Annotated in this window: 10 protein-coding genes; 3 read left to right on the top strand and 7 right to left on the bottom strand. The window is 29.3% G+C overall.

Annotation, left to right across the window (positions count from 1 at the left end; translation table 11 throughout):
• The first annotated feature begins 158 nt into the window (after positions 1-158).
• Complete coding sequence (locus tag INR78_RS03800; RefSeq protein WP_223077536.1) at positions 159-3,254, top strand: CHAT domain-containing protein; 3,096 nt, start codon at positions 159-161, stop codon at positions 3,252-3,254.
• A gap of 54 nt (positions 3,255-3,308) precedes the next feature.
• Here INR78_RS03800 and INR78_RS03795 read toward each other — a convergent pair whose 3' ends face one another.
• Genes INR78_RS03795 through INR78_RS03785 form a run of 3 tightly spaced genes read right to left on the bottom strand, consistent with a single transcriptional unit; the run spans position 3,309 to position 6,634 of the window.
• On the bottom strand, positions 3,309-5,345 hold the full coding sequence (locus INR78_RS03795) for a hypothetical protein (protein ID WP_223077535.1): 2,037 nt from the start codon (positions 5,343-5,345) through the stop codon (positions 3,309-3,311).
• Between the two features lie 43 nt (positions 5,346-5,388).
• A complete protein-coding gene (locus INR78_RS03790; RefSeq protein ID WP_223077534.1) occupies positions 5,389-6,096 on the bottom strand; it encodes a tol-pal system YbgF family protein in 708 nt (235 codons plus the stop codon).
• Positions 6,097-6,100: 4 nt separating this feature from the next.
• Complete coding sequence (locus tag INR78_RS03785; protein WP_223077533.1) at positions 6,101-6,634, bottom strand: RNA polymerase sigma factor; 534 nt, start codon at positions 6,632-6,634, stop codon at positions 6,101-6,103.
• A 126-nt stretch (positions 6,635-6,760) separates the two neighbouring features.
• Between INR78_RS03785 and INR78_RS03780 the strand changes: the two genes are divergently transcribed.
• Together INR78_RS03780 and INR78_RS03775 are read left to right on the top strand one after the other, a co-directional pair.
• Positions 6,761-8,761, top strand: a complete 2,001-nt coding sequence (locus tag INR78_RS03780; RefSeq protein WP_223077532.1) for a T9SS type A sorting domain-containing protein — start codon at positions 6,761-6,763, stop codon at positions 8,759-8,761.
• Positions 8,762-8,841: 80 nt separating this feature from the next.
• Positions 8,842-9,360 (top strand): DUF6252 family protein, encoded by a 519-nt coding sequence (locus tag INR78_RS03775; protein ID WP_223077531.1) that lies wholly within the window; start codon positions 8,842-8,844, stop codon positions 9,358-9,360.
• Positions 9,361-9,458: 98 nt separating this feature from the next.
• Here the strand turns inward: INR78_RS03775 and INR78_RS03770 are convergent, their stop codons facing one another.
• The 4 genes from INR78_RS03770 to INR78_RS03755 all read right to left on the bottom strand — a co-directional run bounded on the left by INR78_RS03770 (position 9,459) and on the right by INR78_RS03755 (position 14,505).
• Positions 9,459-11,672 (bottom strand): M56 family metallopeptidase, encoded by a 2,214-nt coding sequence (locus INR78_RS03770; protein WP_223077530.1) that lies wholly within the window; start codon positions 11,670-11,672, stop codon positions 9,459-9,461.
• 2 nt (positions 11,673-11,674) lie between these two features.
• On the bottom strand, positions 11,675-12,040 hold the full coding sequence (locus INR78_RS03765; RefSeq protein WP_223077529.1) for a BlaI/MecI/CopY family transcriptional regulator: 366 nt from the start codon (positions 12,038-12,040) through the stop codon (positions 11,675-11,677).
• Between the two features lie 86 nt (positions 12,041-12,126).
• Positions 12,127-12,987: a DMT family transporter gene (locus tag INR78_RS03760; protein WP_223077528.1), complete on the bottom strand. Its 861-nt coding sequence runs from the start codon at positions 12,985-12,987 to the stop codon at positions 12,127-12,129.
• 129 nt (positions 12,988-13,116) lie between these two features.
• Positions 13,117-14,505: a dipeptidase gene (locus tag INR78_RS03755; protein WP_223077527.1), complete on the bottom strand. Its 1,389-nt coding sequence runs from the start codon at positions 14,503-14,505 to the stop codon at positions 13,117-13,119.
• Positions 14,506-14,609 lie beyond the last annotated feature (104 nt).

Below are 14,609 nucleotides of genomic sequence, written 5' to 3'. Positions count from 1 at the left end.
GTTAAGTAGGGTAGAATAATTATTAGAACGTGTTTTGCTATGTTTTGTTACAAAAATTAACATTTTAATGTTCTCATTGTAAAGTCCTTATTTTTAAAAAGACTTTTTTATTAAATTTCTATATTTGAAGAGCTAATCAATTTACCAAAATCTTAACCGTGGTTAAACCTGTTTTTTACAAACTTCATTTTATTACTTTAATTTCTATTTTGCTTTGTTTTTCGTGTAACAATAATAAGGATAAGAAGTCAAAAGAAGTAGTAAACTATACTTCTTTTACTTTAAAAAAGGCAAATCAAGATTACTTAAATTATTTAAAAACAGGAGATAGAGCTTTACTTAAGCAATTAGATACCGTTGTAAGTACTAGAATTGATAGTTTAAAACAAAGTGACTCAGCGTATTTACAAACATTGGTTTTAAGCGCAAAATTAGATTTAGAACAAAGTAAGTTTAAGCTAGGAAGAACAAAACTTTTAAAGGCAGACAGCTTGTATTTAGCTAATAATTTAAAAGATTCTACCATTAAACATAGTATTGATTATTACAAAGTCTACACAAAATCTCAAGTTAATAGGCGTCTTTATTTAAATGAAGTTTTAGAAGTTATAGACCAATATAAAGACTGTAAAAATAAGGATACATTAACCGAAATGTTTTCTAAAGAATATTTAGCAAGAGTTTATATTGATTATGCTAAATATGATAAAGCTATTGCTAATTTAAAAGAAGCGATAAATTATTTTAATTCTAAAAAAATAAAGAAAAATTTATCTGTAGCTTATTCTGTTTTAGGTGTTGCTTATGATGGTAAAGATGCTATTGATAGTTCCTTAGCTAATTACAAAAAATCTATAAAAATTGGAGAACAATTAGTAGATCCAAATTATAATATTTTAGCCGCAAACAGTTTTAATTTAGGGTTAACTTATAATGACCGATTAGGTAATTCTAAACAGTCAATAACATACTTTAAAAAAGCAGTCACTTTTGATTCGATTCAAAACCCTAAAAACCAATATTTAGTAGATGATTATCAAAATTTATCTGCAGCATATCTATCTAATTATGATATAGAAAACGCAAAAAAATATGCAGAAAAGTCACTTAGTCTGGCTGAGGAAGTGTTAGGTGAAACCGAGTTTTATATGAAAGCGTCTTCAAAATTTGTATTAGCTAATGTGTTAATACAAAACAATCAAAAAGAAGAAGCTTTAACTTTTGCAAAAGATGCGTTTAAAGAGATTGTTACAAATACAAAAGAAAATCATAGATATGTAGCCAATGCAAATTATCAATTAGGTGATTTGTACATGCAAGCAAAAGACACTTTAAATGCAATTAATTATTTAAAAAAGGCTTCAAAAATAGCTAAGGATATTGATAGAGGTTTATTTGAGCTTAAAGCTAATAAAAGCTTGATTGATTTAGGTTTTTATACAGATAAAGTCTTTAAAAGACAAGACCTACTTTTAAATACTAAATTTAAAAATGCTTTATATTATCAAGTAGAATATTTAATACAGAGGATAAATTTTTTGAAAAATAAAAGTGAATATGAAGCGGCTAAATCTTTGGTTTTAGAGCTTAAAAAAAGATATTCAGATGTTCAAATTTCTGCATTTCAACAAATACAATTAAAAGCACTTCAAATAGAATTATTGTGGCAATCTCCAGGTTATAATTTAGAAGAAGAAACTAACCAATTTATAAAATTAGTAGTAGATAGTAAGAATAATTTTTCAAACCATAATAACCAAGTTTACTACGCTAATTATTTAAAAGAATCTATAACACAAACTTTAAATAGTGTTTATAAAGCTTATCAAAATACAAGTCAAGAAAGCTATTTAAACCTTTTTTTAAAGCTTATAGAGGTTAATAAAAATTCTGCGTTATTAGAAGGTATTCAGCAAGTTAAGTTTAAAAACATTGCTGGTGTGCCAAAAGAATTAATTGAAAAAGAACAGCAATTAAAAGATAAATTACAGAGTGTTTATAATAATATTCAGTTTTCAAAACAACAAACAAATTTGAATGAAGACCTGCTAAATAAACTCTATTTAGAACAACAAGATTTAACCCAAGAATATGAAAATTTAATTGCCGATTTAAATACAAATTACCCTAAATACGCATCTTTAAAACGCGTAAAAGTTTCTGATAATTTAAAGTCTTATCAAACCAAATTACATGGTGACGAGGTGATTTTAGAATACTACATAGATAAGAATATTGGTTACTGCTTCATGATTTCAAAAGAAAATATTGAAATCATACAATTGAAAGATATAGTTGCTTTAAGAGAAAAAATCACACAATTTAAAAGTCAAATTAACAATAGAAGATCCATAACCGAAACATCAAAAGGTATTTCAAATTTGGTATTGCCTAAAATTGAAAATGACATTAAAAAAATAACCATTATTGCTGATGATATTTTAACTGTTCTGCCATTTGAAGTCCTATTGCAAAACAATCATTATCTGGTTGAAAATTTTAGCATATCTTATGCAGGTTCTTTAACGCTTTTAGAAGAACAAAAAAGCCTCAAAACAGAATCTAAGGGTTGGGCAGGATTTGCTCCTAAATACACTAAAGTCGACTTAACTAATAATGTAGATGAGGTAAAAAATATTAAAGCAATTTACGGAGGCACAACTTATGTAAATGAAAAAGCTAGTAAGGTTTTATTTGTTGAAGAAGGTAAAAATTTCGGTGTATTGCATTTAGCAATGCATTCTACATTAAACCAAACCAATCCAATGAATAATAAACTTCTTTTTAATGAAGTTGATCCTGATCAATCACTTACTGCTGCAGAAATATATAGCTTACATCTAAATGCAAATTTGGCAGTCTTAAGTGCTTGTAATACAGGTTTTGGAAAACTTGAAAAATCTGAAGGATTAATGAGTATGTCACGCGCTTTTACTTACACAGGTGTACCTAGCACAATCATGAGTCTTTGGAAAGTACCAGATAAAGAAACCTCTATAATCATGACTTCTTTTTATCACTATTTAAAACAAGGAAAAACAAAAGATAAAGCCTTACAATTAGCCAAATTAGACTACTTAAATAATACAGATGATGTCGCTTTAAAACATCCATATTATTGGTCAGGATTTGTAGTGACAGGTGATACAATAGTTGTAATAAATGAAGGTAACTCCTCAAGCTATTGGTGGTTAATATTGTTGATTATACCTTTAGGTTTAGTAATAAAAAACCGCCTTAAAAAGGCGGCTTAAGTAGATTTAGGAATAACAGTTTTTAAAAACATAAAAACCTGTTGCGTTAATTTTTTAGTTTGAAATAACTAACCAATTTGTACCATCACTTTGAATTGTAAATCTTTGATTAGCACTTATACTAGTAATATTTGAATTAGTCACAACATCATAAACATTACCGTTAGTAATATTAAAGTTTTTTGTTGTAATGCCGTTTGTGCCAATTAGTACTATAATTCTTCCTGTTTGAGTAGTAGCGTCTGGTATGGTAATACTAGTAATTGTATTAAGAACTTTTAAAGTATAAATTGTATCTGTGATTGTAAAATTACCAAAAACAAAACCTGTCGAGGTAATGTTTTTTGTCATAGTACCAGACCAATTTACATTACCAGAACCATCTGTTGTTAGGACATTGCCTTTTTGTCCATCTGTGCTTGGTAAAGTGTATTGGTTACCAGAATTACCAAAAGTTGCTGTGCCATTAACAGTTAGTGGGTTAGCACCAATAGTGTTTAATCTAATCATTTCGTTGCCAGCACCAACAATACTAAAATAATCACCAATATCTGTGTATTTTAGTCCATAATTTGGGCTAGTTTCGCTATGCGCAATTACCATTCTTTCGTAATTAGTAGAGCCACTAGAAAACATATTAATCATAGATGGAGCAGATGTACTAGTAGCTGCAAAAGTGATACTAGAGTCAGAGCTATCAAAACTTAAATCGTCTCCTACATTGGTTGGTCTAATTGTAGTACCTGTTTTAGTAAAAGGGCTTGAGCTACTACCTGTTATGTTTTGCCAGCTCAAATTACCATTAGCGTCAGTGATTAGTGTTTGTCCATTACTGCCTCTTGTAGCAGGAAAAGTATAGCCAGTAGAACTTAAATCACCTATTTGAAAAGTGCCATTTATTCTAATTATATCATTATCAAATTCACCATAGATTAGAGGAGAAGTTGAAGATGAATTTTCTATATATAATCTATTGCTTTCTGTAATTCCTGTTCCAGCTCTGTATCCAATTAATATATTTCCATTTACATCACCAGATTCGTAACCTGCTCTTTCTCCTATAGCAACATTTTGACTTCCAGTTCTATTTGTTGTACCTGTAGAAGTCATAGCGTTTGGACCAATAAAAACATTAGAAGAAATATTTTCTAACCTATTTCCTGCTCCTTTACCTATGATTACATTTCCAGAACCATTACTATTATAAAAAGAGGCTTGGCCAATTACTACATTATTAGAACTATTAGCACTATATCTTGCAGTATCATTTCCTAAATAAACATTGTTGTTACCAGTTGTGTTGCCCATACCTGCAGTTTGGCCTAAAAAAGTATTATATGAGCCTGTAGAAGTTGAGTATCCTGATAAGCCTCCTACAGATGTATTATGTTCTCCTGTTGTTAAATTTCTTAAGGCGGCTTCGCCAATAGCTGTATTGTAATCTGAAGTTGAAAAGAGTAAGGTGTTAGGTCCTATTGCTATATTTGCTCCACCAGTTACATTAGAATTTAAGGACATTGGACCAATAGCTATATTGTTGATGCCTGAAGTATTGTTATAACCCGCATTTTTTCCAATGAAGATACTAGAGTTACTGTCAAATAAGAAAGAAGAGCTTTGATCATTTTCACCTGCGTTTTCCCCAATATAAATAGCGCCTCTATTTTGTAAAGACTCTAATTGTCCTTTTGTACTGATTCTCCAATGCTCAGTATCATTAGTTCTAAAAGTTAAATCTTGATTATCTAAAGTGCCTAAAAAATTGATAGTAGGATCTGTGCCACTATTACCTTTTGTTGACCAACCAATCTTTTCCCAAGAAGTAGAGTTGTTGTTCCAATAATAAAAACCTGGTGTGTTACCTCCAATATTATTTGTAAGATATATAAGCATGCTGTTTTGAGCTGCTGTTGGATTGGTAGCAGGAAAATTACTAACTCTGGGTATTAATAACCCATCTGTGTTTTGAGGTGTTGTTGTATTACTTGCTGTTATCTCTAAAGTAGCGTTAGGATTAGTGTTATTAATACCTACTTGAGATAAACAGATGTTAAAAAATAAAGTAAAACAGATTAAAAATTTGTGTTTCATCACTGGTTTTTCTTATTAGTGACAAAACTTTAAAAAGGTTAACTTACAAAGATTTTAATAACAAATTTGCTTCTTTATGTTTGTATGTTTTATTTGAGACAATACTTGTTAATTCTGATTTAGCTTTTTCAATTTGGTTATTTTTTAGATAAGCTAAAGCTAAATACCATTTACTTTTATCAAAAAAGGAGTCTTTAAATTCTTGATGTTTTAATAGTGTTTTTATGGCTTGTTCATTTTTATCAAGTTCTAACAAGCAATTTGCTTTGTAAAAAAGAAGGTGTGAGCTATTTTTTTTTTTATATAAACTGTCAAAATCTTTTAAAGCGTTTTGATAGTGTTTTGTTTCGTAATTAAAAAAAGCTGTGGTTTCTAAATCATTACTCTCAGTGCCTCTTTCTATAGGTTTTATAATGTTTCTGTAAGGCTCAAAATGCTGTGCATATAACTTTTGATGACCTGTACTTTTATTTAAAAATGGAACAGTTAAAACACCTAACCCAATAACTAATATAGCAGCTATTAGCAGTTTTTTATAATTGAATGTAGAGGTGTTTTTTTGTTCAATGGTATTAAAAGAAGCTTTTAAATCATCTTTTTTTCTACTTATTAAAGCTTCATGTAGGTCTTTTGCTTCTTCGACTTCTGCTTTAAATTGCGCATCTGTTTTAATCAATTGATTAAAATAATCCAATCGTTCACCTCTTAGCCTGTCAGAAAGATAATCTTGTATGAGTTTTTCTTTGTCCATAACGCTATTTTATTAATTCTCTTAAGGTTTTCATACATCTAGACTTTTGAGCTTTTACAGTATTTTCGTTTTTATAGTTGCCTAAGATTTTAATCTCGTTGATACTTTTTTTATCTAAGTAAAAAAGGTTAATTATTTTTTGACAGTTTTCGCCTAGTTTCTCAAAAGCTGTTTTAAATTTTTCTTGCCTTTCAGTTAGTTGGTTGTTTTCTAGATTTAAGTGGTCTATTTCACATTCATCTTCTAAGTTTTCTTCTAATACTAACTTTTTATTAGCTCTTAAATTTTCATAGATTTTATATTTTCCTATACTAAAAATATAGGTTTTTAAGGAGCATGATAGTTGGTCTATTTTGCCTCTAGCTACATTGTCATAAAGTGCTAAAAAAGTGTCTTGATAGATGTCTAAAATATCACTTTCTTCTATTTTAAATTTATGAGCAAAGCTTATAAAGTCTTTTTTATACGCAGTATATAATCTAGCGTATGTTTTTTGATCTCCAGCTTTTAAGGCTTCAATAGTCAAATCTTTACTCATTTATGAGACAACTTTAGAAAGGTTAACATCGTGTCTATTAACAAATGTATTAAAAAAGTGTGTTAACCTTTTTAATAAGCTGTCACAAATAGGTACAAGACTATTAATTTAAAACTATTTAAAACCATGAAATTAAAATTACTCTTATTAATCAATCTTTTTTTTGTAGGTGTTATTTATGCGCAATGTCCTACAGGCAATGTTACTTTAGCCTCTCAAAATGAAGTAGATAATTTTTTAGTGAATTACCCAACTTGTACAACCATAACTGGTAACTTACTTATTAATACAAATTCGGACATTTCAGATTTATCACCTTTAGCAAATATAAATTTTGTTACAGGTACGTTTTCAATTTCTGGGTCAAATTATGGTACCAGTAACCTGACAACTTTAAATGGTTTAAATATTCAAGAAGTAAATTCTTTAATTATTAATAGAAATCAAGCGTTAACCGAAATTGATGCTCTTACAAGTTTGACAATACTTAACGATGGAGGACTTTTGATTTATGAAAATCCTGTACTAGCTAACCTAAATGGGCTTTCAAATTTAGTTCCGATGGGAAATGGAAACTCAGGAGAGATTGTTGGTAATTTTTGGGTTAGTGATAACCCTTTGATTTCTTCACTAAGTGTTTTTGAGGATATTACGAAGGTAGGTTTTGAAGTTCAAATTAATAAGATGCCTAGTCTTTTAAATTTATCAGGTTTACACAATATAACAGAATCTGGATCTTTAATTATTTCTGAAAATTCAGGTATAACAGACCTTTCAGGATTAGAAGGATTTACAAAAGTAACTACACAAGTAGTTATTTTTAGAAACGATAACATCACAAGTTTAACGGGATTAGATAATTTAAGTGATGTTGAAGGTAGTTTTAGAATTGAAGATAACAATCAATTACAAGATTTAACTGGTTTAGGTGGATTAACTACAGTGATTACTAATTTTAATATAAATGCACCTCAGTTTTTTGATATATCAAATAATGATAATCTAACATCTCTTAATGGTTTAAGTACTTCTTTAACTACTATTGGTGGCGACTTTTCTTTTTATTACAATAATAACTTAACAGATTTATCGGCATTAAATAATATAACTAATATAGTTGGTGATTTAAGGATTTCAAATAATGCTTTGATGGCTAACTTAAATGGTTTTCAAAATTTATTAGGTATAGGTCAAACACTTCAAATTAATAGTAATGCTAGTTTATCAAATTTAGACGGATTGGTAGGATTAACTTCTATTGGAGAAACCTTAAGTTTATATTCTAATTATAATTTAGGTAATATAAACGGATTAAGTAATTTGTCTTCAGTTGAAGAAATTTTTATAAACGATAATAGTATATTAACTAATTTAATTGGTTTAGAAGGCATTACTTCGGTATATCGTATTAGAGTTGTTTTTAATCCAAGTTTACAAAGTTTAGATGGCTTAGATAATGTCTCTGTTATTAGTGCAGATTTAGAAATAAACACAAACGCTTCACTAACAGATGTTACAGCTTTGTCTAGTTTAACTTCTGTAGGCACATTTACTAATCATGATTTTAAAATAGTAAATAATGCTAACTTAGTTTCGTTAGATGGATTTCAAAATTTAACAGTCGTGAATGGCGAAATTATTATTAATCAAAATAATAATTTAACAGATATAACGAGTTTAGAAAACATAGATCCAAATACTTTTTGGAGACTAGTTATTCAGCAAAACCCTAATTTAACGGTCTGTAGTCTTCCTAATTTTTGTTCTTATTTATCAGATGCTAATAACCTTAGAAGTATTGCTCTTAACCTAAATGATTGTGTTAGTGATACTGCAATTTTAAACGCCTGTACTTTAGGTACAGAAGATATAAATATTACAGATGTCTATAAAATCTATCCAAATCCAGTAACTAATGGTCAGTTGTTTATAAAGGCTAAAAATTCAATAAAAAATCCTATAAATATCAGTATTTACAATTTACTAGGACAAGATGTTTTAAAACAAAAGTTCTCTCAGAGTTCTCAAGAAATCTCTATGAATATTAATAGTCTAAAAACAGGAATATATCTAGTTAAAGTAGAACAAGAAAAAAAGTTTTTTACAACAAAATTGGTTGTAGAGTAATAATTTAAAAAGATCATGTTAACCTTTTTTAACTTATATCACTAATAAATAAAATCACTTATTAATTAATAAAATTTAAAATGAAATTACTTATCAAACCTTTAATGCTATTATTTTTATTTATCTCAACAGTTGCAACATCTTGTTCTGGTGATGATGATAATAACCAAGATCAAAACCCTTCTACAAATTCTTTTTTCTGTAAGGTAGATGGAGCAGATTTTAACCCTCAATTTGTGTCAGGTTTTAATTCTACCATTAGCTCTAACACTATTTTAATTAATGGTGCAAAAAGTATTAGTGCAACACAAACTACAGGTATAAATATTTTTGTACCAAATAATATACCTGCAGGGACGTACAGTTTAACTCCAGACGCAACAGCAGACTACTATGTTTATGCACAATATTACACACCAAATGATGAATTTGAGAATACAGGCGAATCTGCTACAGGATCTTTAGTCATTACAGAACATAATACTGAAACAAAAATAATTACAGGTACTTTTAATTTTACTACAAATCCAACAGCAGCAACAGGTGCTACTTATTCGATAACTGAAGGCACATTTACTATTAAATATTCTGATATTTAATTATAATTTAGAGTTAGTTTTAAAAAAATCCATTCAAGGAAATTGAATGGATTTTTTATTTAATCATTAATTACTTTACCACTAATAATTTTTATAGGTTAATCTGTAATATGAACTATTGATACTCCGTTATTAGTGTTTGAAGATATATTTAAGTTTTTATTCTCTTTTAAAAGTTTAATAGCTTTATCAGAAGTTATTTTTTCATTGTTGTAATAAAAAGTAGCACCTTTTTTAGACATTTCTACAACTGTGTCTAAAGGCGATTTTGGTTTTGGTGGTGCAGGTGGTTTTGGTACCTCTTTTAAATTTTTTGACTTTGATGGCGTTGGTATTTTTGTAGGTTTACCATCTATAATTTTATATTTTTTATAATATTCTTCTCTTTCTTTTTTATATTTTTCTTTTTGCTCTTTAGTAGCATTATGTGCTACTGGAGGCGGCGGTAACGGAATTGTCTTTTTATTGTTTTTACTTGGTTCATTTTTTATAATTACTATCATAGAAAGCACTTTACTGCCATCTTCAAGTTTTATGTCAAAGTATTGTATAGTAGTACCATTTTCAGCATCTAATAAATACTTAATAGCTTCTTCATTAAGTAATGTACCATCAACTTTTACTGTTGGTTTACCAGGTACTTTAAATTTAAAATTTAACACTTTTTTTTCGGTTGTTACAGCAACTTGACTTGCTCGTATCATTTTTTTATTGGCGTAAATAGGATCACCTTTAAAAACGGACATACCTAACATTGGGTATTGTTTGTCTTGTGTAGTTTTTTTCTTTTCTATAACATTGAAAGAGTAATCTTTGTTTGGAGAAACTTTATGGGTTTGCTCGTTAATTTTTATTCCGTTGCTTAATTCTATCGATTTATATAAACCTTCTAATGCTTTAGTTACTTTTTCTAAAATAGAGTAATCTAAACTTTTACCTTTTGAATTTATTTGTAATTCAACATCTTTTTTTCCAAATAAGTTTATGAAATCTGATCTCAAATTTTCTAAACTAGTCGACTTACCATTTAGTTTAAGAGATAATGGGTTTTGATTGATTTCTAAGGTTTGTTTATTATTCTTTTCTAAACCAATATCATTTTTTAGTTTAAAAGGAGTATTTCCTTTAGATCTAATAATTTCTTGATTATATGCTACAATTCTATGGTAGCCATAATCTTGAACATTATTAAAAATAAACCAAACTTCTTTATCAGAGATTTCTTCTGGACTATCAACATGTATATTTATTACTTTTTCTCTTTCACTTTTAGAAATATCTTGATGTAATTGATTTAGGGTCTTTACAAAGTTTTTCTTGTTAGCTAGAAAACCATCTATTAAATATTGCCCTTCCTTAATAACTTTAATAGATATGCTTCTAGCATAAAGCTTTTCAGTTTCATTATATTCATTTTTTGGTTCAATATTTTTTTCAACCTCTTTAGTTTGACTAAAACTAAATAAAAGCAATGCCAATACAGGTAGTAGTAATAGGCTTCTAAGCCATTTTGTTCTTTGTGTTGTTTGTGTGTTCATAATTGTTAAACGTTTTTTGATTGATGAATAATTGATAGCATTAACCAGTGCTAACTCTTTTTTGTTTGATGAGAACTTTAACAAGAGATTTTGATAATCTTTTAAGTTGAAACCACTTTTTAAAACATGTTGATCAGCTAAAAATTCGTGGTTAAGTTTAATGTCTTTTTTTATAAAATAGAGTAGTGGATTAAACCAAAAAATAACCTGTAAGATTTCTAAAAACAAAATGTCTAAACTATGTTTTTGCTTAGCATGTGCTTGTTCGTGTAATAAAACTTCTTGTGGAATATCGTTATTTTCAAAAGCAAATTTATTAAGAAAAATATAGTTGAAAAACGTATGCGGAATGGCAAGTTTTTCAATTAGGACATTAATAAAAATAGATGTTTTAACCTTTTGATGCCTTTTAATTTTAGATGAAATTTTAATTAGATTTAAAATAAATCGCGTTGAAAATACAATTACACCAATAGCATAAAATGTCCATAAAAGAGTTGGTAAAAATGTATTGGGTTGTTCTTCTGTAATTGTAGGTAATTCTGCAGGAAAATATGGTGGTGTAGTCATACTTTCTGGATCGTAAACACCAAAATCTAAAGTTGGTTCTACATATTTAATAAATGTAATAAAAGGTATGATTGCCGAAAGTAAAAGCGCAGCTAATAGATAAAATCTTTTAAAATGATGATGGTTTAACGGCTCTAAAACTATTTTGTAAAATAGCATTAAAATAGCCAAACAAGCAGATGATTTTAATAGCAGAATACCCATGATTATTTGTTTTTAATTTGATGGTCAATAATTGCGCGTAGTTCTTCTAATTCTTCTTTGCTTAAGTCTGTTTCTTGTGTAAAAAATGAAGCAAATTGCGTACTACTGTTATTAAAAAAGTTTTTAATCAAACCATTTACATGCTTAGAAAAATAGTCTTTCTTTTTAACTAAAGGGTAGTATTGTCTAGAGTTTCCAAATTTGTTATAAGCCACAAAACCTTTGTCTGTCATACGTTTTAAAAGCGTCGCAACTGTTGTGTTTGCTGGTTTTGGTTCTGGATAGGCATCTAGCAAGTCTTTCATAAACCCTTTTTCTAGTTGCCATAAATAACTCATTAATTCTTCTTCAGATTTTGATAACTGCATGTTCTATGTTTTTAGAATAACTTCTACAAATGTAGAATATAAAAACGAATTCTACAAATGTAGAATAAATTTTGAGTGAAAATATTTTATTTCTTACGTGTTCTAAGACTTTCTATGATGACTGTAGAAAGGATTAATAGTCCGCCAAAAAAGGTGTTCCAAGTAGGGATTTCATTTAAGAAAAAGTAAGCAATAATAATCCCAAAAATAGGCTGTGTACTACCAATAATACTAGCTGTACTCACTTTAAAATGATTTAAACTTTGTACAAATAAAGTATGTCCTAAAGCTGTAGTGACTAACGCTAAAATGATCACATAAGGATATTGGGTTGCCATATTAGAACTGTCTAAGAAGATTAATACAGGCGATAACATTATACCCATAATTAGTAATTGATAAAACATTAAATGACTACCGTGATAAGTAGTAACATATTGTTTCATTATTAAAATTCGAAGTGCATAACACAAAGCAGATACCAATCCGAAGAATATGCCTATAAATGCGTCGTTTTCAAAATCTATTTCTGGAGATAAAATATAAATACCTAAAAGTACCATTGCGCCAAGTAAAAGGTGCATGATATCAAATTTAGTTTTAGAAAATAGAGGCTCTAAAAGTGCTGTAATTATCGGGAACGTAAACAGCGATAACATGCCAATTGCAACACTTGATTTTTGTAAGGCAATAAAATAAGTAATCCAATGTAAAGCCATAAAGATGGACGCAATTATAAATCCGCCTAAATCTTTTTTTGTATGAATCTTTAATTTGATGTTTTTAAACTTACAATAACCCAATAAAATAAGCATAGCCAAAATGCTTCGCCACCAAATTGTTACTGGTGCTGGCATATCTATATATTTACCTAAAGCACCAGAAGTACTTATTAAAAAGGTTGCAAAGGTAAGTTCTAAAACGTGCTTAAAATGTTGGTCTTTCACTTTGGGTGAGTTGTGTTAGCGATTGGAATGACATCCTTAATTTTGCTGCCATATATGGCAAAATTAAGATATAATGAAAAGCGCGACCACCTTTTGCCATTAGAAGCAAAAGGTGGAAACACCCAAATTTTATTTATGTAGCTCTGTAAAATATTGATAGAAATACGGAATAGTTTCTATGCCTTTTAGATAATTCCATACGCCAAAATGTTCGTTTGGACTATGTATTGCATCGCTATCAAGACCAAAGCCCATTAAAATGGTTTTGCTTTTTAGTTGCTCTTCAAAAAGTGAAACAATAGGAATACTTCCGCCACTACGTTGTGGTATAGGTGTTTTTCCAAAAGTTTGTTCGTAAGCTTTACTTGCAGCTTGATAACCAACACTATCTATTGGCGTTACGTAACCTTGTCCGCCATGATGTGGTTTTACAATTACTTTTACACCTTCTGGAGCAATGTTTTCAAAATGTGTTTTAAATAGTTGGGTGATCTCTTCCCAATCTTGATTTGGTACTAATCGCATTGATATTTTTGCATAAGCCTTGCTTGCAATAACAGTTTTTGCACCTTCGCCAATATATCCGCCCCAAATTCCGTTAACGTCTAAAGTTGGTCTAATGCTGTTACGCTCGTTAGTTGTGTAACCAGCTTCACCATAAACCGCATCAATGTCTAAAGATTTTTTATAAGCGTCTAAAGAAAAAGGTGCTTTTGCCATTTGCGCACGTTCTTCTTGGCTTAATTCTTCAACTTTATCATAAAAACCAGGAATGGTAATGTGGTTATTTTCATCATGAAGTGAAGCAATCATTTTTGTTAATACATTTATTGGATTGGCAACTGCGCCACCATATAATCCAGAATGTAAATCGCGATTTGGACCAGTGACTTCAACTTCTACATAGCTTAAACCACGTAAACCAGTTGTAATTGAAGGCACATCTTTAGCAATCATACCTGTATCTGAAATTAAGATCACATCGTTAGCTAATTTTTCACGGTTTTCTTTAACAAACTTTCCAAGATTAACGCTACCAACTTCTTCTTCACCTTCGATCATAAATTTAACATTACACGGCAAGCAGTTATTTTTGGTCATAAACTCCATTGCTTTGACGTGCATGTACATTTGTCCCTTGTCATCACAAGCACCACGTGCAAAAATTGCACCTTCAGGATGTAAGTCTGTAGGTTTAATGACAGGCTCAAAAGGTGGCGAATGCCATAAATCTAGAGGATCTGGTGGTTGTACATCGTAATGACCGTAAACTAAAACGGTTGGTAAATTTTTATCAATTATTTTATCTGCATAGACAATAGGATAACCATCGGTTGGGCAGATTTCTACGTTGTCACAACCTGCTTTTTTTAAACTTTCTGCTACAGCATCTGCAGTATTAAAGGTATGTTCTTTGTAAGCAGAATCTGCACTAATAGAAGGAATTTTTAAGAGTTCTATTAGCTCGTCAATAAAGCGTTGTTTGTTGTCTTTTACGTATGTTGAAATGTTTTGCATAAGAGAATTTTATGATTTATGTAAAAGTACAAAAAGCAAATCAAAAAAATCTGCTATTAACATGTTTGTAAATTGAAACTATTGATTATATTTGCAATCCGAAA

Source organism: Mesoflavibacter sp. SCSIO 43206 (assembly GCF_019904215.1).
GTDB lineage: Bacteria > Bacteroidota > Bacteroidia > Flavobacteriales > Flavobacteriaceae > Mesoflavibacter > Mesoflavibacter zeaxanthinifaciens.
Note: the sequence above shows the minus strand (reverse complement) of the source record. Positions and strands in the feature narration are given on the sequence as shown.

Bases quoted from the DNA above. Each gene is read 5' to 3' on its own strand.
- INR78_RS03770 (WP_223077530.1), bottom strand. From the start codon at position 11,672: ATGGGTATTCTGCTATTAAAATCATCTGCTTGTTTGGCTATTTTAATG.
- INR78_RS03795 (WP_223077535.1), bottom strand. From the start codon at position 5,345: ATGAAACACAAATTTTTAATCTGTTTTACTTTATTTTTTAACATCTGT.
- INR78_RS03780 (WP_223077532.1), top strand. From the start codon at position 6,761: ATGAAATTAAAATTACTCTTATTAATCAATCTTTTTTTTGTAGGTGTT.
- INR78_RS03775 (WP_223077531.1), top strand. From the start codon at position 8,842: ATGAAATTACTTATCAAACCTTTAATGCTATTATTTTTATTTATCTCA.
- INR78_RS03765 (WP_223077529.1), bottom strand. From the start codon at position 12,040: ATGCAGTTATCAAAATCTGAAGAAGAATTAATGAGTTATTTATGGCAA.
- INR78_RS03790 (WP_223077534.1), bottom strand. From the start codon at position 6,096: ATGGACAAAGAAAAACTCATACAAGATTATCTTTCTGACAGGCTAAGA.
- INR78_RS03755 (WP_223077527.1), bottom strand. From the start codon at position 14,505: ATGCAAAACATTTCAACATACGTAAAAGACAACAAACAACGCTTTATT.
- INR78_RS03785 (WP_223077533.1), bottom strand. From the start codon at position 6,634: ATGAGTAAAGATTTGACTATTGAAGCCTTAAAAGCTGGAGATCAAAAA.